Raw genomic sequence first — 21,483 nt, 5'->3', positions numbered from 1 at the left:
GCAGCGATACGCGTCCTACATCCGAGACTCGCCGGTAAGGCCGCCACCGTAGGGCGCATAACCTGGAACAGGTTATCCGCCATTGCCGGCGGATAACGCTGGCGCGTTATGCGCCCTACGAAACTGAGGGGTTCGCGAGCAAGCTCGCTCCTACAAAAAAGCAAAAGAAACGGCGCCCGAAGGCGCCGTCATTGGCTCAGGGAAACCTCAGCCGTGGGCCTTCTTGATAATCGCCTCGGCGATGTTCGCCGGCGCCTCGGCGTACTTGGTGAACTCCATCGAGTAGCTCGCGCGCCCCTGGGACATCGAGCGCACGTCGGTGGCGTAGCCGAACATCTCGCCCAGCGGCACCTCGGCGCGGATGACCTTGCCGGCCGGCGTATCTTCCATCCCCTGGATCAGCCCGCGCCGGCGGTTCAGGTCGCCCATCACGTCACCCATGTAGTCCTCCGGCGTCACCACCTCGACCTTCATCACCGGCTCCAGCAGCACCGCGCCGCCCTTCTGCGAGAGCTGCTTGGTGGCCATGGAGGCGGCGATCTTGAACGCCATCTCGCTGGAGTCGACGTCGTGGTAGGAGCCGTCGAATACCGAGGCCTTCAGGCCGATCAGCGGGTAGCCGGCGAGCACGCCGTTCTGCATCTGTTCCTCGATGCCCTTCTGGATCGCCGGGATGAATTCGCGCGGGATCACACCACCGACCACCTCGTTGACGAACTCCAGCCCGTCCTTGCCCTCGTCGCCCGGCTCGAAACGAATCCAGCAGTGACCGAACTGGCCACGGCCGCCAGACTGGCGGACGAACTTGCCTTCGATCTCGCACTTCCTGCGGATCGCCTCGCGGTAGGCCACCTGCGGCTTGCCGATGTTGGCCTCGACGTTGAACTCGCGGCGCATGCGGTCGACGATGATGTCTAGGTGCAGCTCGCCCATGCCGGAGATGATGGTCTGCCCGGTTTCCTCGTCGGTCTTGACGCGGAACGAGGGGTCTTCCTGGGCCAGCTTGGACAGGGCGATGCCCATCTTCTCCTGGTCGGCCTTGGTCTTGGGTTCCACGGCCACGGAGATCACCGGGTCGGGGAAGTCCATGCGTTCGAGGATGATCGGCTTGTCGATGGAACACAGGGTGTCGCCGGTGGTGACATCCTTCATGCCGATCAGCGCGGCGATGTCGCCGGCGCGCACTTCCTTGATCTCCTCGCGCTGGTTGGCGTGCATCTGCACCATCCGGCCGACGCGTTCCTTCTTGGTCTTCACCGAGTTGAGCACGGCGTCGCCGCTGCTGAGCACGCCGGAATAGACGCGGGCGAAGGTCAGGGTGCCGACGAAGGGGTCGGTGGCGATCTTGAAGGCCAGCGCGGAGAACGGTTCGCTGTCGTCGGCGTGGCGCTCCAGGTGCTTTTCTTCATCGTCCGGGTCGGTGCCGTTGATCGCGGGGATTTCCGAGGGCGCCGGCAAGTAGTCGATGACGGCGTCGAGCACCAGCGGCACGCCCTTGTTCTTGAACGAGGAACCCAGTACCGCCGGGACGATCTCGTTGGCCAGGGTGCGCTGGCGCAGGCCGGCCTTGATTTCCGCGATGCTCAGTTCCTCGCCTTCGAGGTACTTGTTCATCAGCTCGTCGTTGGCTTCGGCGGCGGCCTCGATCATGTGCGCGCGCCACTCGTCCGCCAGCGCCTGCAGTTCTGCGGGGATCGGCTCCTCGGTGTAACTGGTGCCCTGGTCGGTATCGTTCCAGACGATGGCCTTCATCTTCACCAGGTCGATCTGCCCGGCGAAGTTTTCCTCCGAGCCGATGGCCAGCTGGATCGGCACCGGCGTGTGGCCCAGGCGCTGTTTGATCTGCGCGACCACGCGGAGGAAGTCGGCGCCCTGGCGGTCCATCTTGTTGACGTAGGCCAGGCGCGGCACGTGGTACTTGTTGGCCTGGCGCCAGACCGTCTCGGACTGCGGCTCGACGCCGTCGGCGCCGCTGAACACCACCACCGCGCCATCGAGCACGCGCAGGGAGCGCTCCACCTCGATGGTGAAGTCGACGTGGCCGGGGGTGTCGATGATGTTGAAGCGGTACTTGTGGTCGTACTGTTTGGTGGAGCCCTGCCAGAACGCCGTGGTGGCCGCCGAGGTGATGGTGATGCCGCGTTCCTGTTCCTGCACCATCCAGTCCATGGTCGCCGCGCCGTCGTGCACCTCGCCCATCTTGTGGTTCACACCGGTGTAGAAAAGGATGCGCTCGGTCGTGGTGGTCTTGCCGGCGTCCACGTGGGCGACGATGCCGATATTGCGGTAAAGCTCGATGGGCGTATTGCGAGCCATGGTGTGCTCCGTTTCTGCTGGTTGACTGCCGGGCCTGCTGCTGCGGGTCCGTTGCCTGCGCGGGACGGCGGGAGGAAATGCGGCGTCAGAAATTTCTGAGCGCAACAGGCTCAAGGTAGCGCGTCTTCGTGGCAATTCCAGTATGGCGGGGGCGCTGGTGTCGCGGTCCGACCGGCTGCGTCGCTCCGGCATTGCGTTGCACGGCGGGAAAACCCTAAAATGATAGGCATTCTCAAATGAAAATCTGACGCACGCACCGTGGCTCTCGTCGAAACCCCTTCCCCACAGCACCTGCACACTCTCTATAACGAGCACAACGGCTGGCTCCAGCAGTGGCTGCGCGGAAAGCTGGGCAACGCCTGGGATGCCGCCGATCTTGCCCATGACACCTTCCTGCGCCTGTTGCGGCGGCCGCTGGAAGACCTCGGCGAACGCCCGCGCGCCCTTCTCACCCACATTGCCAAGGGTCTGCTGGTGGACCGCTGGCGGCGCCAGGAGATCGAGCGAGCCTACCTGGAAAGCGTCGCCGCGCTGCCCGAAGAGCTGGTGCCCGGCCCGGAAACCCGCGAGCTGATCATCGAGGCGCTGGAGCGCATCGACGCCGCCCTGAGCGAATTGCCGGTGCTGACCCGCGAGGCTTTCCTGCTGTCACAACTGGATGGCCTGACCTACCCGGTGATCGCCGAGCGCCTGGGCGTTTCCCTGGCCAGCGTGAAGCGCTACATGCGTGCCGGTTTCGTCGCCTGCCTGAGCGTCGCCTGATGCGCGAGCAACCACTGGACCCCGGCATCCTCGGCGAAGCCGCCGACTGGCTGGTGCGCCTGAACGAACACCCGGCCAGCAGCGCCGACCTGCAGGCCATCGAGCAATGGCGCGCGCGCAGCGCCCAGCACGCCGAAGCCTGGCGCCGCGCCGAAGCGTTGCTGGGCCTGCGCCAGCTGCCGCCGGGCCTGGGCCGGCAAAGCCTGCAACGCACGGGCCTGAGTCGCCGGCAGATGCTCAACCGCCTGGGCGTGATGATGGCCGTGGCGCCCGCTGCCTGGCTGGTAGCCCGGCAGATGCCGTGGGCGGAGTGGAATGCCGATCTGCGCACCGCCGTGGGCGAGCGCAAGCACCTGCGTCTGCCGGACGGCAGCCAGATCACGCTGAATACCGGCAGCGCGGTGAATGTCGCTTTCAACGCCCGCGAACGCCGCCTCAGCCTGGTGGAAGGCGAAATCCTCGTCGACGCCCTCCCCGATCCACGCCCCTTCCTCGTCGACAGCCGTCATGGCCTGTTGCGCACCCCGGCCGCGCGCTTCAGCCTGCGCGACCTGGGCGACGCCTGCCGGGTCGCGGTGCTGGACAAGGAAGTCAGCGTCGAATTGCCGGGAGCCGCGAGCCAGGTGGTCAGCGCCGGCCAGCAACTGGTGTTCGGGGCGCAGGGCTTCCAGTCCCTGCAAAGCGCGGATGCCAACGCCAGCGCCTGGGAGAACGGCATGCTGCTGGCCCAGGGCATGCGCCTGGATGCTCTGCTGGAAGAACTCGGCCGCTATCGCAGCGGCTTCCTGCGCTGCGACCCGCGCCTGGCGAACCTGCGCGTGACCGGGGCGATCCCGGTTGGCGACAGCGATGCCGGGCTGGCACTGCTGGCGGACATGCTGCCGGTGAAGCTACGTCGGCTGACGCGCTACTGGGTGACGGTGGAGCCGGCGTGAGCCGGGAGCAAAGTGTGCCTCCTGCTATTCCTGCGCCCACGGCGTCCCCCTCACCCCAGCCCTCTCCCTCAGGGAGAGGGGGCCGTGTGGTGCAGGACGAAACCCTCGGCGTCAGCCGGCACGATCTGCTCCCTCTCCCCCTGGGAGAGGGTTGGGGTGAGGGCATGCCACCACTCCGAACTATCCATTGCCCTGTAGGAGTGAGCTTGCTCGCGAACAGATTCTCCGGCCGCGCTGGCGCTGGGCGGTTCGCGAGCAAGAGCTGGGCGCCCCCCTCGCTCCTACAGAACAGACAACCTGAAATTTTTTCGCCCACCCCTGACACCTTTTCCGATCTCGCCCGGTGAAGAGGAAGACAACCTCTATTCGCCGACAGGAACACTCCATGCTCCTCCGCTCCCGCCTCCGCCCCCACTCCCTTGCCCTGGCCGTCGGCCTGGCCCTGACTGGCGGCGTCGTGCTGCCCACCCTGGCGGCCGAAGCCAGCAGCCAGCAGCGCCAGTACGACATCGCCCCCGGCCCGCTGGGCGAGGTGCTGGCCCGCTTCGCTGCGCAGGCCGGCGTGCCGCTGGCATTCGAGGCACAGGCGCTGAATCGCCAGCAAAGTGCTGGATTGAAAGGCAACTACGCGCCGGAGCAGGGCCTTGAGCACCTGCTCGAAGGCAGCGGCTACCGCCTGATGCGCAAGAGCAGCGGCTACGGCGTGGAAGCGGCGCCGGATGACAGCGGCGCCCTGGAGATGGATGCCACCACCGTCAGCGGCGCCGCGCAGCAACGCGGCGAGCTGCCGCCCGCCTATGCTGGCGGCCAGGTTGCCCGTGGCGCGCGGCTGGGCATGCTGGGTGACCAGGACATGCAGGACGTGCCCTTCAGCTTCACCAGCTACACCGCCAGGACCATCCAGGACCAGCAGGCGCAGACCGTCGGCGACGTGCTGCTCAACGATGCCTCGGTGCGCCAGGGCAATGGCTACGGCAACTTCTCGCAGATCTTCGTCATCCGTGGCCTGCCGCTGAGTACCGACGACGTCTCGCTCAACGGCCTGTACGGCGTCACCCCGCGGCAGATCATCGGCACCGAATCGCTGGAGCGCGTCGAACTGTTCAAGGGTCCCAACGCCTTCATCAACGGCGTGACACCCAGCGGCAGCGGCATCGGCGGCGCGGTCAACCTGCAGACCAAGCGCGCCGAAGACAACCCCACCCGCAGCGTGACCCTGGGCTACGGCAGCGACAATCAGATCGGCGAGCACCTCGACCTCGGCCAGCGCTTCGGCGAGGACAACCGCTTCGGCGCGCGGGTCAACCTGGCCCAGCGCGAGGGCGAGACCGGCGTCGACGACGAGAACCAGCGCTACAAGCTGGCCACCGTCAACCTCGACTACCGCGGCGAGCGCCTGCGCCTGATGACTGACTTCGGCTACCAGAAGCAGCGCATCAACCAGGGCCGCCCGGTGGTCTACGTTGGCACCGGCGTCAGCAGCATTCCCCACGCCCCGGACGCCGACCACAACTACGGCCAGTCCTGGAGCTATTCCCAGCTGGAAGACACCTTCGGCATGTTCCGCGCCGAGTACGACCTCAATGACAGCTGGACCGCCTACCTCTCCGGCGGCGCCAAGCACACCCGCGAGAATGGCGCCTACTCGGCCCTGACGCTCAGCGACAACAATGGCGCCGCAGGCGGCGGCATGATGGATGCCACCCACGACGAGGACAACAAGAGCGCCATGGCCGGCCTCAACGGCCACTTCGCCACCGGCCCGGTCAGCCACCAGATGAACCTCAGCGTCGCCGGCATCTGGGCCGAGCAGCGCAGCGCCTACACCATGGCCACCAAGCGCTACCCCACCGACATCTATAACCCGGTGCAGACGCCCAAGCCCGCGCCAACCCTCACCGGCGGCGACTACAGCGACCCCGGCATCGTCGGCAAGACACTGAACAAGAGCCTGGCCGCCGCCGATACCCTGGGCTTCCTCGACGACCGTGTGCTGCTGACCGTCGGCGTACGCCGCCAGAGCATCGGCACCGACGGCTGGAACTACGTCGGCAAGCGCACCGCCACCTACGACGAATCCATCACCACGCCGGTCTACGGCCTGGTGGTGAAGCCCACCGAGTACCTGTCGCTCTACGCCAACCGCATCGAAGGCCTGGCCGCCGGCCCGACCGCGCCCAGCAGCGCAGCGAACTTCGGTGAAGTCTTCGCACCGAACCGCTCCAAGCAGGTGGAAGTGGGCGCCAAGCTGGACTTCGGCAGCTACGGCGGCAACCTCGCCTTCTACCGCATCGAGCAGCCCTTCAGCACCACCGACCCGGACTCGAAGATCTTCAGCGTCGACGGCGAGCAGGAAAACCGCGGCATCGAGCTGAACGTCTTCGGCGAGCCGGTGGACGGGCTGCGCCTGCTGGCCGGCGGCACCTGGATCGACACCGAACTGAAGAACACCGCTGGCGGCAAGACCGACGGTAACCGCGCCGTCGGCGTGCCGACCTTCCAGTACAACCTGGGCGCCGACTGGGATGTGCCGGGTATCCAGGGTGCAGCCATCAACGGCCGCATGCTGCGCACCGGCGGCCAGTACCTGGACGCAGCCAACGACCTCAGCATCCCGGCCTGGACCCGCTTCGACCTCGGCGCCCGCTATGCCTTCAAGGTGGACGAGCGCGACGTGACCCTGCGCGCCAACCTGGAGAACGTCGCCAACAAGTCCTACTGGGCCTCCACCATCGGTGGCTACCTGACCCAGGGCGACCCGCGCACCCTGAAGCTGTCGATGACCCTGGACTTCTGATTTCCCCTTCGCGACAGGGACGTCGCCCCTCTTCCACCGATGGCGCCGGCCTTCCTGGCGGCTCGCCGTCGGCCTGACAAACGCCGATCAGCTTTCAGAATCAGCGGGTTACGCTGGTTCTGGGGTTGCCGCAGAGCCTTCCGTCCGCCCCGTTACTGGATTGGAATACCCATTCGGGTCCATGCTTGATGCTCGCCCATTTGCCGGAGATCGCCCCCATGAGCGATGCCATTACCGTTGATTTCGTCTCCGACGTGGTCTGCCCCTGGTGTGCCATCGGCCTCAACGGCCTGCTCGAAGCCATGCGCCGGGTGGACGGCGAGTTGACCGTGGAGTTGCGCATCAAGCCCTTCGAACTCAACGCCGACATGCCCGCTGAAGGGGAAGACCTGGTGGAACACCTGCAGCGCAAGTACGGCAGCAGCGCCGAGGACATTGCCCGCAACCAGGAACACCTGCGCACCATGGGCGAGGAAGTCGGCGTGCACTTCGACCTGAAGAAGCGCGACCGCATCTACAACACCTTCGATGCCCATCGCCTGCTGCACTGGGCGGCGGAATCGCACCGCGACGTGGCGCTGAAACAGGCGCTGCTGCACGCCTACTTCGGCGAAGGGCGCAACCCGAGCGACCCGGAAGTGCTGCTGGAAGTGGCCGTCAGCGTCGGCCTGGACGCCGTGCGCACGCGGGAAATCCTCGACAGCGATGCCTACGCCGACGAGGTAGTGGCCGAGGAGGACTTCTACACCAGCCACGGTATCCGCGCCGTGCCGGCGGTAATCCTCAACGGCCGCCAGCTGATCTCCGGGGCGCAGAGTACCGACTACTACGAGCAGGCACTGCGCCAGGTGGCGCGGCAGGCACCGTTGCCGGAGTGAATTTCTGCTCTTATGAAAAGGCCCACTTCGCGTGGGCCTTTTCGTTACGGCGTCCCCGTCACCCCAAGCGGGTGCCATTGGGAACATTGAATTCCGGGACGATGAAGGCCGTGGGGCGCAGACCCTCGGAATAACCCAGATCGAGAATCAAGCCGTTGGAAACGATCCCGGCAATCTCCTTGGGCTGCAGATTGATCAGAAAAAGCGCCTGCTTGCCGACCAGACTGCTGAAGGACCCCCTCTCTTTCCTGATCGCCGACAAGATCTCGCGACTGAAACTGCCAAAATCGACAGTGAAACGTAGCAACTTCCGCGAACCCTCCACTTCACTAATCGCCAGAATCTGCCCAGCCCTGATGTCGGCTTTTTCAAACGACACAAGGTCGATAACCTCCCTGACCGGCAATCCCATAGGTAACCTCTGCAATCAATCGAATGAGTGGAGACTAATGATTGCCGCGCCTTGCCTGGTCGTCATAGGGGAAAAGCCAATGCATGCTCGCGGGAAACGGCTATTGCAGAAGTACGACATCTCCACGAACGCGAGAAATCCGCCCCCGACAAGGAGACGAATCCGCTGGAAGCCCACGAAGCGGCACACTCCAGCGACACGGCACGAAGCGCCCGCCCAAAGAAAAACGGCGCCCGAAGGCGCCGTTTTTCATGAGGCATCAGCCGATCAGAGCGCCGACCAGCCGTCCATCTGACCACCGAGGTCGGCGGAGTGCTCGGACAGCAGTGCGGCATAGCCGCTGATGTGCTCGTGGCTGAGCTCCATCACCGGGTAGGCCAGGACCTGCCAGGGCAGCTTGTCGTTGCCGTCGTACTCGGAGTACGCCACCTTCTGCCCGTTCTGCAGCAGCATGATGGCGAAGTCCAGGGCGGACTGCTCGTCCGGGAAGATCACCGCGAACTCCACCTCATGCTCGAGGGAGAGGTCTTCGCCGTCTTCCTGCAGGGCCCACAGGGCATCGCCGATTTCGTCTTCCGGGAAAAGCTGCTTGTCGCGGCTCATGTCACTGCTCCAATTCGATTTACAAAATGCCCGTTTTGGGCACGCCCGCGCAGGATACCTGTCCTGCATGACAGATGCCGGAAAATCTCGCCGGCACCATCGCCTTTGGTGATGTTCACCATCACGGTGTTTCACTTCCGCCCTTGCCCGCCCGGCGCGACGATGCCTCCATCGGGCCTGCGCCCTCCCACACCGAGCCTGCGACCATGCACAGCACAGAGGCGGCTTACCGCATCACCTACATCACTCTGGACGAAGTGCAGTTGCACTTCGAGACCCAGATCGCCGTGCCCGACGACGAAGGCGGCCTGGCGCTGCACAACGCCGCCACCCTGCCCGAAGAACGCCGGGTGCTGCGCGAGCTGATCTGCGAAGGGCACGAACAGCAGGCCCTGGTTGCCTGATCTCGGGAAAGTTTAGACCCTGCCAAGCAAATGCCCCGCTCGTGCGGGGCATTTGTGTTACCAGCCGGGCATCACGCCTGTAGCTGATTGCCGATCGGCAGGGTGCGGATACGCTTGCCGGTCGCCGCAAACAGCGCATTGGCCAGTGCCGGCGCCAGCGGCGGCACCCCCGGTTCACCCACGCCGGTGGGCGGCTCGGCCGATGGCACGATGTGCACTTCCACTACCGGCATCTCGTTGATCCGCAATACCTGGAAGTCGTGGAAGTTGGACTGGTCGACCTTGCCGTCGGTCAGGGTGATGGCGCTGTGCAGCGCCGCCGACAGGGCGAAGCCGATGCCGCCCTCCATCTGCGCCTTGATCACGTCCGGGTTGATCGCCAGGCCGCAATCCACCGCACAGACCACGCGGTCCACCTTGAAGCTCTTGTCCGCCTTGTAGGTCACCTCCACAACCTGGGCAACGAAGCTGCCGAACGACTCGTGCACGGCAATACCCCGGCCGCGCTGCTCGCCTTCCTTGCCCTTCTCCAGCGGCGCCAGCCAGTTGGCGCGCTGCGCCACCAGTTCCAGTGCACCGCGGTGACGCGGGTGTTCCGCCAGCAGCTTGCGGCGGAACTCGTAGGGGTCCTGCTTGGCGGCGACAGCTGCTTCGTCGACCAGTGTTTCAGTGGAGAACGCCGTGTGGGTGTGGCCCACCGAGCGCCACCACTGGGTCGGAACCGTCACATTGTCTGCCAGCGCCTGTTCGATGCGCAGGTTGGGCACGGCGTAAGGCAGGTCGGCGGCGCCTTCCACGGCGATCTTGTCGATGCCGTCCTTGACCATGAACTTCTCGAACGGCGTCCCGACGATAAAGGATTGCCCCACCAGCCGCTGCTCCCAACCCACCAGGTTGCCCTGGGCATCCACCGCCAGTCGCGCGCGGTGCAGGAAGGCCGGCCGGTAGTAGCCGGCGCGGGTGTCGTCCTCGCGGGTCCAGACCATCTTGATCGGTACCTTCACGCCCTGCTCGCGGGCGGCCTTGGCGATCGCGGCCGCTTCCAGCACGTAGTCCGAGTGCGGGTTGGCGCGGCGGCCGAAGCTGCCGCCGGCGTACAACTGGGTGATGCTCACTTGCTCGGGCTGCATGCCCAGCAACTGCGCCACCGACATCTGGTCGCCGGTCTGCCACTGCTCGCCGTTCCAGATCTGGCAGCCGTCCTCCTTGAGGAATACCACGCAGTTCAGCGGCTCCATGGCGGCATGGGCGAGATAGGGGAACTGATACTCCGCCTCGATCAGGTGCGCCGGCTTCTCCAGCGCCTTGGCGATATCGCCGTCGTTGCGCGCCACCAGGCCCGGCTTGCTGGCCATGTCGCGGTACTGGGCAAAGATTTCCTTGCTGCCCATCTTGAAAGCCTTGCTCTCGTCCCACTCGACCTGCAGCGCATCACGGCCCTGGCGCGCGGCCCAGGTATTCTTCGCCAGCACCGCGACACCGGCGAAACGCCGCTCGCTACCGGGGAACTGCACGACGTCCACCACGCCGGGCACGGCCTTGGCCTTGCTCGCATCGACCTTCGCCGGCACACCGCCGAAGCGCGGCGGGTGGGCGACCACGGCCACCAGCATGTCCGGCAGGTGCACGTCCTGGGTGAACTGCGCAGTACCGTCGGTCTTCGACGGGCTGTCCTTGCGCGGCAGCTGCACCTGGCCGATCAGCTTGAAGTCCTTCGGATCCTTGAGCTTCACGTCCGCCGGCACCGGCTGTTTCGCCGCCGCCTCGGCCAGTTCGCCGAAACCGGCCTTGTGCCCGGAAGACGCATGGCTGACGACGCCGTCGTGCACTTCGATCTCGGCCGCCGGCACCTTCCACTGCTCCGCCGCCGCGCCCACCAACATGGCGCGGGCGCTGGCGCCGGCCTTGCGCATCTGTTCGAAGGAGTTGGCCATGGCGTTGCTGCCGCCAGTGCCCTGCAGGTTGCCGAAGGCCAGGTTGGCGTAGCGCTTGGCATCGGCTGGGGCGCCTTCGACCTGCACGTGGCTCCAGTCGGCATCCAGTTCCTCCGCCACCAGGGTGGCGAGGCCGGTGTAGCTGCCCTGGCCCATCTCCACATGTTTGGCGATCACAGTGACGGTGCCATCAGGGGCGATTCGCACGAAGGCATTCGGTTCGAAATCGCTGGCCGCCTGGGCATCGCCCAGCTTGCCCAGCAGCGGTGCGAAATAGATGCCCAGGGCCAGGCCACCGGCGCCGCGCAGGAAGCTGCGGCGGCTGACGTTGAGGATGCTGCCGGCCTCGGCCGGCAGTTGGTCGATACGGGGGTCGAGCATGGTGTCGGTCCTCAGGCCAGGGTCTGGGCGGCGTCGTGGATGGCCGCGCGGATCCGCGCATAGGTGGCGCAGCGGCAGATGTTGCCGCTCATCGCTGCATCGATATCGGCATCGCTGGGCGCCTTGTTCGAAGCCAGCAGCGCAGTGGCCGACATGATCTGCCCGGACTGGCAGTAACCGCACTGCACCACGTCGAGCTTGCGCCAGGCGTCCTGCACCGCCTTGCCGGCGGGTTGCTCGGCCACCGCCTCGATGGTGGTGATCTTCTTGCCGGCCACCGCCGCCAGCGGGGTGACGCAGGAGCGCGTCGGCTGGCCGTCGACGTGCACGGTGCAGGCACCGCACAGCGCCATGCCACAGCCGTACTTGGTGCCGGTCATGCCGGCGACATCGCGCAGGGCCCAGAGCAGCGGCATCTCGCCGGGGGCGTCGAGTTGGTGGTCCTTGCCGTTCAGGTTCACGGTAATCATCAGGGGTTTCACCTCTTCTGCGGGTGATGGAATGGGGCGAAGCACGCGGGCTTCGACACGCAATGGATTCAGCCTAGGCGCAAGCGCCGGCCTGTGCCGCGACGATACGCGAGGAAGACGCCGAGCGGTTTGCCTGGTTCTCTGGAGGCTTGCCTGATTCTGCGCAGGATGGCGCTCGGAGCGTCCTGCGTGATTGTCTGCAGGAGCGAGCTTGCTCGCGAACCCGCTTGACGCTGGTGTGGCCGGAAACTCTGTTCGCGAACAAGCTCGCTCCTACAGGGATACCGGGAATCCCGCGCGCACAAAAAAGCCACTCCGAAGAGTGGCTTTCTCGCCTCATGGATGCAGGATCACTCCGGCATCCTGATCACTACACGGCCGCCGCCCGGGCAGGTTTCCATATAGGTGTTGGCGTCCAGGTACTGGGCGAAATCGAACACCCGGTCAATGCTCGGCTTGAGCAACTGGTCGGCGGTCATCTGGTTGATCGCGGTCAGCGCCCGTTGCACGGCTTCGTCGTTGCGGGTCAGGCCGATCTCCGGCTGCCCGGTGAAGTCCAGCACGCAGTGGCGGAAGAACTGCAGGTGCTTCTTGAAGGCCGCACAGGCCGGGAAGGCTGCATCGTTGCCGCCGTTGATGCCGTACAGGATCAGCTTGCCGCGCGGGGCCGCCACGTCACCCAGCAGCTTCATCTGCGGGCCGGCGCACTGGTCGAGGACGATCTCGACGCCTTCACCCTTGGTGAACCGCTCGACCTCCAGTACCAGGTCCTGCTCCTCGGTATAGATGACCTTGTCCGCCCCCAGGCCCTTGAGGAACTCACGGGTTTCCTCGTGGCTGGTGGTGGCGATCACCTGGGCGCCGAGCGCCTTGGCAAGCTGCACCGCCTGCGGGGCCAGGCAATGGCCGGCCTCGGTGATCAGCACGCGCTGGCCGGGCTTGATCTGGGCAAGCTCCACCAGGGCGAAATAGGAGTACATCAGGCCGGTGTAGTGCACCGCCGCCTCGACCGGGGTCAGGACATCCGGATAGCGGGTCAGCGACGTGCGCGGCAGGATGACGTGGTCACCCCAGGCCGGATACAGGTTCGGCGAGTTCGCCGGGAAGCTGGCCACCGCCACGCCGGGCTCGAGGTCTTCCACACCCTCGCCCACGGCTTCGACGATGCCGGAGAGTTCATAGCCGATGCCCGCCGGCAACTTGGCCTGATCCGGGGCGAGGTTCTGCCGCCAGAGCACGTCGCGCCAACTGACGCCCAGTGCCTGGGTACGGATCAGTACTTCACCCGGCCCCGGTTGCGGGGTCGGCATTTCCTCGATCTTCAGGACCGAGGCGTCACCGAACTGGTGGAAACGGATCATGCGGGACATCACATACCTCGCCTTTGTAGTGCTTCATAGCCACGGACTCTATCCGGGCTTTCCGGGTGACGCCACCGTTCGCCATTGATAATGGACATAAACGGCGATGATTCGGCACGCGGTGAAATGCTTGTCCGGCGCGGCCCGGAGGCTCTGCGGCGGGTCTGCGCGACCGTGCGTGGAGGTCGGTACCTTACAAACTCTGACCACGCATCCGGGGCGTGATTCTCTTTAAAAAAGTAGAAATTGATCAAGGACTTATCTGACAGACTTGACTCAGGACACGGTCGGCCTCACTTTTCCCCCATCGCCAGGGAGTCCCCATGAACCGCAACGACCTTCGCAAGGTTGACCTCAACCTGTTGATCGTTTTCGAGACGCTGATGCATGAACGCAGCGTGACCCGCGCCGCCGAGAAGCTGTTCCTCGGCCAGCCGGCGATCAGTGCGGCCCTGGCGCGCCTGCGCGGCCTGTTCGACGATCCGCTGTTCGTCCGCACCGGACGCAGCATGGAACCCACCGCGCGGGCCCAGGAAATCTTCGGCCACCTCTCGCCGGCGCTGGACTCCATCTCCACCGCCCTGAGCCGCGCCGCCGACTTCGACCCGGCCACCAGCAAGGCGGTGTTCCGCATCGGCCTGTCCGACGACGTGGAGTTCGGCCTGCTGCCACCGCTGCTGCGCCGCCTGCGCTCGGAAGCACCGGGCATTACCCTGGTGGTGCGCCGCGCCAACTACCTGTTGATGCCGCAATTGCTGTCGTCCGGGGAAATCTCCGTCGGCGTGAGCTACACCGACGAGCTACCGGCCAATGCCAAGCGCAAGACCCTGCGCCGCAGCACCTGGAAGATCCTGCGGGCCGATTCGATTCCCGGTGCGCTGACCCTCGATGATTACTGCGCGCGCCCGCACGCGCTGGTGTCCTATGCGGGCGACCTGGACGGCTTCGTCGACCAGACGCTGGCCGAGATGGACCGCAAGCGCCAGGTGGTGCTGGCCGTGCCGCAGTTCGTCGGCCTCGCCCAGTTGCTGGCCGGCACCGACATCATCGCCACCGTGCCCGAATACGTGGCCCTGGCCCTGACCGCCGCCGGCGGCCTGCGCGCCGAAGACCCGCCCTTCCCCACCCGCCTGGCCGAGCTGTCGATGGTCTGGCGCGGCGCCCAGGACCAGGACCCGGCCGAGCGCTGGCTGCGTTCGCGGATCACCATGTTCGTGGGTGACCCCGACAGTCTCTGACGCAACCCCCTCCCATTCCCCACCTGTAGGGCGCATAACCCGGAACGGGTTATCCGCCATGGCGGATAACGCCGAGGGCGTTATGCGCCCTACGCACTGAGTTCCATAGCGTGTACCCCTGCAAGAGCGAGCCTCTTCGCCGACGCATCGGCGTGGGATCCTTCCCTCACCCCAGCCCTCTCCCTGAGGGAGAGGGAGCCGACCGTGCCGGCTGAAACTGCAGCGTTCCCCTGCTCCGAACGGTCCCCTCTCCCGCTGGGAGAGGGTTAGGGTGAGGGGGTACCGAGCGCCCATCCTGAACGTGTCGGCGAGTGCATATGCCGTACTCACTTCTTCAATCTATTGGTGCGCGCTCTTCTATCTATCTATTCATACGAATAGTGCAAAGGCTTTTATCACTCCACGTGATAATCAAAATTCTCTCGTTCGATTAGTTCCCAACCCCCCGCGCACGCAGACTCCGCTCCATTAGAAATCCATAAACCAATTAGAACGCCGGAGTCTTTTCCATGGAGCGAAATCTGAACACCTTGCGTATTCCGTTGGCGTTGGCCGCCGTGCTGGTTCTCAGCGCCTGCGGCAAGGGCCAGGAGGCGGCACAGAACATGGCCGCCCCCAAGGTCAGCGTGGCGGACGTCATCGAACAGCCGATCAACGAATGGGACGAATTCACCGGCCGCCTGGAGGCTCCGGAATCCGTCGAACTGCGTCCGCGCGTCTCCGGCTACATCGACCGAGTCGCCTTCCGTGAAGGCGCCCTGGTGAAGAAAGGCGACCTGCTGTTCCAGATTGACCCGCGGCCGTTCCAGGCCGAGGTCCATCGCCTGGAAGCCCAGCTGCAACAAGCCCGTGCCAACCAGACCCGTACCGTCAATGAAGATGCTCGTGGTGTGCGCCTGCGTGCCACCAACGCCATCTCCGCTGAATTGGCCGACGCCCGCACCGCCGCCGCCACCGAGGCGAAAGCCGTGGTCGCCGCGACCCAGGCGGAACTGGACAACGCCCGGCTGAACCTGTCGTTCACCCAGATCACCGCGCCCATCGACGGCCGCGTCTCGCGCGCCGAAGTGACCGCCGGCAACCTGGTGAACAGCGGCCAGAGCCTGCTGACTACCCTGGTGTCCACCGACAAGGTCTACGCCTACTTCGACGCCGACGAGCGCGTCTACTTGAAGTACGTCGACCTCGCCCGCAAGGGCGGCCCGGATGCGCGCGGCACTAGCCCGGTGTACCTGGGCCTGACCGGCGAGGATGGCTTCCCCCACCAGGGTCGCCTGGACTTCCTCGACAACCAGGTCAACCCGAAGACCGGCACCATCCGCGGTCGCGCGGTGTTCGACAACGACGCCAACCAGTTCACCCCCGGCCTGTATGCCCGCATCAAGCTGGTCGGCAGCGGCACCTACCCCGCCGCGCTGATCAAGGACGAAGCGGTCGGCACCGACCTGGGCAAGAAGTTCGTGCTGGTGGTCGACAAGGACAGCAAGGCGCAGTACCGCGGCATCGAGCTGGGCCCGAAACTGGAAGGCCTGCGCATCGTCCGCAGCGGTCTGGTGAAGGGTGACCGCATCGTGGTCAACGGCCTGCAACGGGTTCGCCCGGGTGCCCAGGTCGACGCCCAGGGTGTCGAGATGGCCAGCCAGTCAACCCTCGCCAACCTCGAAAACCAGCGTCGTGCGCTGGAGAGCTTCGAGGCGCCGAAGGTGGCCGAGAAATCCGCCAAGCCGGGCGCGCCGCGCGGCTGAGCACTCTCCGACTGAACCACCCCCTGTCTTAAACGATTGATGTACCAGGCCCTGTCCCACCAGGGCCTTGGGTGACCTTTGTCCCGGGTTTGGCGAACCGTAGCGTTCGCGACAGGAACCAGCCATGAACTTTTCGCAATTCTTCATCCAGCGGCCGATCTTCGCCGCCGTGCTATCGCTGATCATCCTGATCGGCGGGGCCATCTCGCTGTTCCAGCTACCGATCAGCGAATACCCCGAAGTGGTGCCGCCCACCGTGGTGGTGCGCGCCAACTTCCCCGGCGCCAACCCCAAGGTGATCGGCGAGACCGTTGCCGCGCCGCTGGAACAGGCCATCACCGGCGTCGAGAACATGCTCTACATGTCCTCGCAGTCCACTGCCGACGGCAAGATGACCCTGACCATCACCTTCGCCCTGGGCACCGACCTGGACAACGCGCAGGTGCAGGTGCAGAACCGCGTGACCCGCACGCAGCCCAAGCTGCCCGAGGAAGTCACCCGCATCGGCATCACCGTCGACAAGGCTTCGCCCGACCTGACCATGGTCGTGCACCTGACCTCGCCGGATAACCGCTACGACATGCTCTACCTGTCCAACTACGCCATCCTCAACATCAAGGACGAGCTGGCGCGCCTGGACGGTGTGGGTGACGTGCAGTTGTTCGGCATGGGTGACTACTCGCTGCGCGTGTGGCTCGACCCGAACAAGGTCGCCTCGCGCAACCTGACCGCCACCGACGTGGTCGCGGCGATCCGCGAGCAGAACCGCCAGGTGGCCGCCGGCTCCCTCGGTGCCCCGCCGGCGCCGAGCGACACCAGCTTCCAGCTGTCGATCAACACTCAGGGTCGCCTGGTCACCGAAGAAGAGTTCGAGAACATCGTCATCCGCAGCGGCCCCGACGGCGAGATCACCCGCCTGAAGGACATCGCCCGCGTCGAGCTCGGCTCCAGCCAGTACGCCCTGCGTTCGCTGCTGGACAACCAGCCGGCGGTCGCCATCCCGATCTTCCAGCGCCCTGGTTCCAATGCCATCGCCATCTCCAACCTGGTGCGCGAGAAGATGGCCGAGCTGAAGAAGGATTTCCCGCAGGGCGTGGACTACTCCATCGTCTATGACCCGACCATCTTCGTCCGCGGCTCCATCGAAGCAGTGGTGCACACCCTGTTCGAAGCGCTGATCCTGGTGGTGCTGGTGGTCGTGCTGTTCCTGCAGACCTGGCGCGCCTCGATCATTCCGCTGGCCGCCGTACCGGTCTCGCTGATCGGCACCTTCGCGGTGATGCACGCCTTCGGCTTCTCGCTCAACGCGCTGTCGCTATTCGGCCTGGTATTGGCCATCGGCATCGTGGTGGACGACGCCATCGTGGTGGTGGAGAACGTCGAGCGGAACATCGGGCTGGGGCTCACTCCCGTCGAGGCGACCAAGCGCGCTATGAAGGAAGTGACCGGGCCGATCATCGCCACCGCCCTGGTGCTGTGCGCCGTGTTCATCCCGACCGCGTTCATCTCCGGCCTCACCGGGCAGTTCTACCGGCAGTTCGCACTGACCATCGCGATCTCCACGGTGATCTCCGCATTCAACTCGCTGACCCTGTCGCCGGCGCTGTCCGCCGTGCTGCTCAAAGGGCACCACGAGCCGAAGGACCGCTTCTCGGTGATCCTCGACAAGCTGCTGGGCGGCTGGCTGTTCCGTCCGTTCAACCGCTTCTTCGACCGCGCCAGCCATGGCTATGTCGGCACCGTCACCCGCGTGCTGCGCGGCAGCTCCATCGCGCTGCTGCTGTATGCAGGCCTGATCGGCCTGACCTACCTGGGCTTCTCTAGCACCCCGACGGGCTTCGTGCCGCAACAGGACAAGCAGTACCTGGTGGCGTTCGCACAACTGCCTGACGCCGCCACGCTGGACCGCACCGAAGCGGTGATCAAGCGCATGTCGGAAATTGCCGGCAAGCACCCGGGCATCGAGCACACCGTGTCCTTCCCCGGCCTGTCGATCAACGGCTTCACCAACAGCCCCAACAGCGGCATCGTCTTCACCCCGCTGAAGGACTTCAGCGAGCGTAAGGGCCCGGGCATGTCGGCCAACGAGATCGCCGCCGAGCTGAACAAGCAGTTCGCGGATATCCAGGACGCCTACATCGCGATCTTCCCGCCGCCGCCGGTACAGGGGCTGGGCACCATCGGTGGCTTCCGCCTGCAGATCGAGGACCGCGGCAACGCCGGTTACGAGGAGCTCTACGCACAGACCCAGAACATCCTCAACAAGGCCCGCGCGCTGCCGGAACTGAACCCCATGTCGGTGTTCACCAGCTACCAGGTGAACGTGCCACAGGTGGACGCTGCCATCGACCGCGAAAAGGCCAAGACCCACGGTGTGGCGATCAGCGACATCTTCGACACCCTGCAGGTCTACCTGGGCTCGCTGTATGCGAACGACTTCAACCGCTTCGGCCGCACCTACCAGGTGAACGTCCAGGGCGAGCAGCAGTTCCGTCTCGAACCCGAGCAGATCGGCCAGCTGAAGGTGCGCAACAACCAGGGTGAAATGGTCCCGCTGGCGACCTTCATCAAGATCAGCGACACCGCTGGTCCCGACCGCGTGATGCACTACAACGGCTTCATCACCGCCGAGATCAACGGCGCCGCCGCACCGGGCTACAGCTCCGGCCAGGCCGAGGCCGCCATCGAGCGCCTGCTCAAGCAGGAGCTGCCCAATGGCATGACCTACGAGTGGACCGAGCTGACCTACCAGCAGATCCTCGCCGGCAACTCCGCGATCTACGTGTTCCCGCTCTGCGTGCTGCTCGCCTTCCTCGTGCTGGCCGCGCTGTACGAAAGCTGGGGCCTGCCGCTGGCGGTGATCCTGATCGTGCCGATGACCCTGCTGTCGGCCATCGCGGGCGTGATCCTGTCCGGTGGCGACAACAACATCTTCACCCAGATCGGCCTGATCGTACTGGTGGGCCTGGCGTGCAAGAACGCGATCCTGATCGTCGAGTTCGCCAAGGACAAACAGGACGAAGGCATGGACCGCCTGAGCGCGGTACTGGAAGCCTGCCGCCTGCGTCTGCGGCCGATCCTGATGACCTCCATCGCCTTCATCATGGGCGTGGTGCCCCTGGTGCTGTCGTCCGGCGCCGGCGCCGAAATGCGCCATGCCATGGGTGTCGCGGTGTTCTCCGGGATGCTCGGCGTGACCTTCTTCGGCCTGCTGCTGACCCCGGTCTTCTATGTGCTGATCCGCCGCTTCATGGAAGCCCGTGAAGCGAAGAAGCAGGCGCGTGCTGCCCTGAGCCACACGAACCATAACGAGGCCCATCAGGCATGAGCGTCATGACCATCAATGCTGTGAGCAAGAGTGCCGTGAAACTGTTCGTCCCCTCCCTGCTCGCGCTGGCCCTCAGCGCGTGCATGGTCGGCCCCGATTACCAGAAGCCGGACACTGCGCCGGCCCAACTGGACAGCAATGCCCAGGCGAAGAACTACGACCGCAGCCGTTACGAAGACGCCTGGTGGAAGCAGTTCGACGACCCCGTGCTGACCCAGCTGGTCGACCAGTCCCTCAAGGAAAACCGCGAGCTGCGCGTGGCCTATGCCCGCGTGCTGGCTTCGCGGGCGATCCGCGACGACGTCGCCAATGACCGTTTCCCCACGGTCACCAGCCGCGCCGAAGGCCAGGTCGGCAAGGGCCAGGTGCCCGGCCAGACCGAGGACCGGGTCAACCAGGAGCGCTACGACCTGGGCCTGGACATGATCTGGGAAGTCGACCTGTTCGGCCGCGTGCGCCGTCAGCTGGAATCCAGCGACGCGCTGAGCGCAGCCACCGTGGCCGACCTGCAGCAGTTGCAGGTCAGCCTGATCGCCGAGCTGGCCGATGCCTATGGGCAGCTGCGCGGTGCGCAACTGCGCGAAAGCATCGCCAGGAGCAACCTGGAGAACCAGCGCGAATCCCGCGACCTGACCATCCAGCTGCGTGACGCCGGTGTCGGCAGCGAGCTGGACGTGCAGCGCGCCGAAGCGCGCCTGGCCTCCACCGAAGCCAGCGTGCCGCAACTGCAGGCCGAGGAAGTGCGCCAGCGCAACCGTATCGCCACCCTCCTCGGCCAGCGCCCGGACGCGCTCTCCGTGGACCTGTCGCCGAAGAAACTCCCGGCCATCGCCAAGGCGTTGCCGATCGGCGATCCGAGCGAGCTGCTGCGTCGCCGGCCGGACGTGGCCTCCGCCGAACGCCGCCTGGCTGCGGCCACCGCGGATGTGGGCGTGGCCACCGCCGACCTGTTCCCGAAAGTCAGCCTCGGCGGCTTCCTCGGCTACACCGCCGGCCGTGGCTCGCAGATCGGTTCGTCCGCCGCCAGCGCCTGGGGCGTCGCCCCGAGCATTACCTGGGCGGCCTTCGACCTGGGCAGCGTGCGGGCCCGCCTGCGCGCCTCCAAGGCCGACGCCGATGGCGCCCTGGCGACCTACGAGCAGCAGGTCCTGCTGGCCCTGGAAGAGTCGTCGAACGCCTTCAGCGACTACGGCAAGCGCCAGCAGCGCCTGGTGTCGCTGGTGCGCCAGTCCGAAGCCAACCGCAATGCCGCACAGCAAGCCGGCCTGCAGTACCGCGAAGGCACCGTGGACTTCCTCAACCTGCTGGACGCCGAGCGCGAGCAACTCGCCGCCGAGGACGCCCAGGCCCTGGCGGAAGTCGACGTGTATCGCGGCATCGTGGCGATCTACAAGGCCCTCGGCGGCGGCTGGCAGCCGACACCGGCGGCCTGATCGGTCCTCCCCGGTCGAGAATTTCTCGACCGTTCTGGCCCTGCGGTCTGACGCTCCGGACCGCGGGGCTTTTTTATGGCCGTGTTTCCGAGGCGCTTCCTAGCTATTGGCATGCAAGTTCCGAAATCTGTCAGATACTCAGATGCTGATCAGTATTTTCTGATAGCAATAGAAAATAAGCTGAAGCCTGTTCGAATTCAGAATCCACTGACACCAGGTATAAGGAATACCGCTCAGTGTCCGACGCCGATGAAACCAGAATCCCAGCCCCTCGCCGCGGTAACGAGCTGCACGACCTCCTACGAGGCGTGCGGCGCGGCGATGTCTTTCACCCTGCGCTGAAAAGATGGCTCGTGCACCTGCGGCTGGCCGAGTTCCGCGGCCTGCAACTGGTGCTGACGAACCAGGGGCAGCGTCTGGCGCAGAGCTGAGCCTTGGGCTGGGCGGTTTGTGCCGTTATGATCCGGCGCGACTTGCCAGGGATCA

The 21,483-nt window shown here is 65.5% G+C and carries 16 protein-coding genes; 10 read left to right on the top strand and 6 right to left on the bottom strand.

Annotated elements, in window-relative coordinates; genetic code table 11:
* Positions 1–207: 207 nt before the first annotated feature.
* Positions 208–2,316 carry an elongation factor G gene (fusA, locus tag RS899_RS09235; RefSeq protein WP_315809690.1) on the bottom strand — a complete coding sequence of 703 codons (2,109 nt, stop codon included), beginning with the start codon at positions 2,314–2,316 and terminating at the stop codon, positions 208–210.
* 258 nt (positions 2,317–2,574) lie between these two features.
* On the opposite strand from fusA, the gene RS899_RS09230 reads away from it, so the two are divergent.
* The 4 genes from RS899_RS09230 to RS899_RS09215 all read left to right on the top strand — a co-directional run bounded on the left by RS899_RS09230 (position 2,575) and on the right by RS899_RS09215 (position 7,688).
* On the top strand, positions 2,575–3,078 hold the full coding sequence (locus tag RS899_RS09230) for a sigma-70 family RNA polymerase sigma factor (RefSeq protein ID WP_054910148.1): 504 nt from the start codon (positions 2,575–2,577) through the stop codon (positions 3,076–3,078).
* Complete coding sequence (locus tag RS899_RS09225) at positions 3,078–4,013, top strand: FecR domain-containing protein (RefSeq protein WP_315809689.1); 936 nt, start codon at positions 3,078–3,080, stop codon at positions 4,011–4,013. Before RS899_RS09230 ends, RS899_RS09225 begins: the two co-directional genes overlap by 1 nt.
* Before the next feature lie 385 nt (positions 4,014–4,398).
* A complete protein-coding gene (locus tag RS899_RS09220; protein ID WP_315809688.1) occupies positions 4,399–6,810 on the top strand; it encodes a TonB-dependent receptor in 2,412 nt (803 codons plus the stop codon).
* Between the two features lie 218 nt (positions 6,811–7,028).
* Positions 7,029–7,688, top strand: coding sequence for a DsbA family oxidoreductase (locus RS899_RS09215; RefSeq protein WP_233298688.1), 660 nt, complete (start codon positions 7,029–7,031; stop codon positions 7,686–7,688).
* Between the two features lie 58 nt (positions 7,689–7,746).
* On the opposite strand, the gene RS899_RS09210 is transcribed toward RS899_RS09215, so the two are convergent.
* Positions 7,747–8,100, bottom strand: coding sequence for a hypothetical protein (locus RS899_RS09210; RefSeq protein WP_315809687.1), 354 nt, complete (start codon positions 8,098–8,100; stop codon positions 7,747–7,749).
* A gap of 267 nt (positions 8,101–8,367) precedes the next feature.
* Positions 8,368–8,703 carry a ribonuclease E inhibitor RraB gene (locus RS899_RS09205; protein ID WP_024762270.1) on the bottom strand — a complete coding sequence of 112 codons (336 nt, stop codon included), beginning with the start codon at positions 8,701–8,703 and terminating at the stop codon, positions 8,368–8,370.
* Positions 8,704–8,909: 206 nt separating this feature from the next.
* Between RS899_RS09205 and ptrC the strand changes: the two genes are divergently transcribed.
* Positions 8,910–9,107 (top strand): type III secretion system co-regulatory protein PtrC, encoded by a 198-nt coding sequence (gene ptrC / locus RS899_RS09200; protein ID WP_054910143.1) that lies wholly within the window; start codon positions 8,910–8,912, stop codon positions 9,105–9,107.
* Positions 9,108–9,178: 71 nt separating this feature from the next.
* Here ptrC and RS899_RS09195 read toward each other — a convergent pair whose 3' ends face one another.
* The 3 genes from RS899_RS09195 to RS899_RS09185 all read right to left on the bottom strand — a co-directional run bounded on the left by RS899_RS09195 (position 9,179) and on the right by RS899_RS09185 (position 13,262).
* On the bottom strand, positions 9,179–11,422 hold the full coding sequence (locus RS899_RS09195; RefSeq protein ID WP_315809686.1) for a xanthine dehydrogenase family protein molybdopterin-binding subunit: 2,244 nt from the start codon (positions 11,420–11,422) through the stop codon (positions 9,179–9,181).
* An 11-nt stretch (positions 11,423–11,433) separates the two neighbouring features.
* On the bottom strand, positions 11,434–11,892 hold the full coding sequence (locus RS899_RS09190; RefSeq protein ID WP_054910141.1) for a (2Fe-2S)-binding protein: 459 nt from the start codon (positions 11,890–11,892) through the stop codon (positions 11,434–11,436).
* 350 nt (positions 11,893–12,242) lie between these two features.
* A complete protein-coding gene (locus RS899_RS09185) occupies positions 12,243–13,262 on the bottom strand; it encodes a zinc-dependent alcohol dehydrogenase family protein (RefSeq protein ID WP_054910140.1) in 1,020 nt (339 codons plus the stop codon).
* A 314-nt stretch (positions 13,263–13,576) separates the two neighbouring features.
* On the opposite strand from RS899_RS09185, the gene RS899_RS09180 reads away from it, so the two are divergent.
* From RS899_RS09180 to RS899_RS09160, 5 genes are all read left to right on the top strand, one after another.
* Positions 13,577–14,491: a LysR family transcriptional regulator gene (locus RS899_RS09180; RefSeq protein ID WP_233298698.1), complete on the top strand. Its 915-nt coding sequence runs from the start codon at positions 13,577–13,579 to the stop codon at positions 14,489–14,491.
* 509 nt (positions 14,492–15,000) lie between these two features.
* Entirely contained in the window at positions 15,001–16,236 is a 1,236-nt protein-coding gene (gene mexE, locus RS899_RS09175; protein ID WP_054910138.1) for a multidrug efflux RND transporter periplasmic adaptor subunit MexE, read from the top strand.
* A gap of 124 nt (positions 16,237–16,360) precedes the next feature.
* Positions 16,361–19,564 (top strand): efflux RND transporter permease subunit, encoded by a 3,204-nt coding sequence (locus tag RS899_RS09170; protein ID WP_233298701.1) that lies wholly within the window; start codon positions 16,361–16,363, stop codon positions 19,562–19,564.
* Positions 19,565–19,569: 5 nt separating this feature from the next.
* Positions 19,570–20,997: a TolC family protein gene (locus RS899_RS09165; protein WP_315809685.1), complete on the top strand. Its 1,428-nt coding sequence runs from the start codon at positions 19,570–19,572 to the stop codon at positions 20,995–20,997.
* Positions 20,998–21,233: 236 nt separating this feature from the next.
* Positions 21,234–21,428 (top strand): hypothetical protein, encoded by a 195-nt coding sequence (locus RS899_RS09160; RefSeq protein ID WP_315809684.1) that lies wholly within the window; start codon positions 21,234–21,236, stop codon positions 21,426–21,428.
* Positions 21,429–21,483 lie beyond the last annotated feature (55 nt).

The sequence above is a fragment of the Pseudomonas sp. C9-3 genome (assembly GCF_032392015.1).
Lineage (GTDB): Bacteria > Pseudomonadota > Gammaproteobacteria > Pseudomonadales > Pseudomonadaceae > Pseudomonas > Pseudomonas nitroreducens.
The sequence above is the reverse complement of the archived record's forward strand: the minus strand, read 5'-3'. Positions and strand labels throughout refer to the sequence as shown.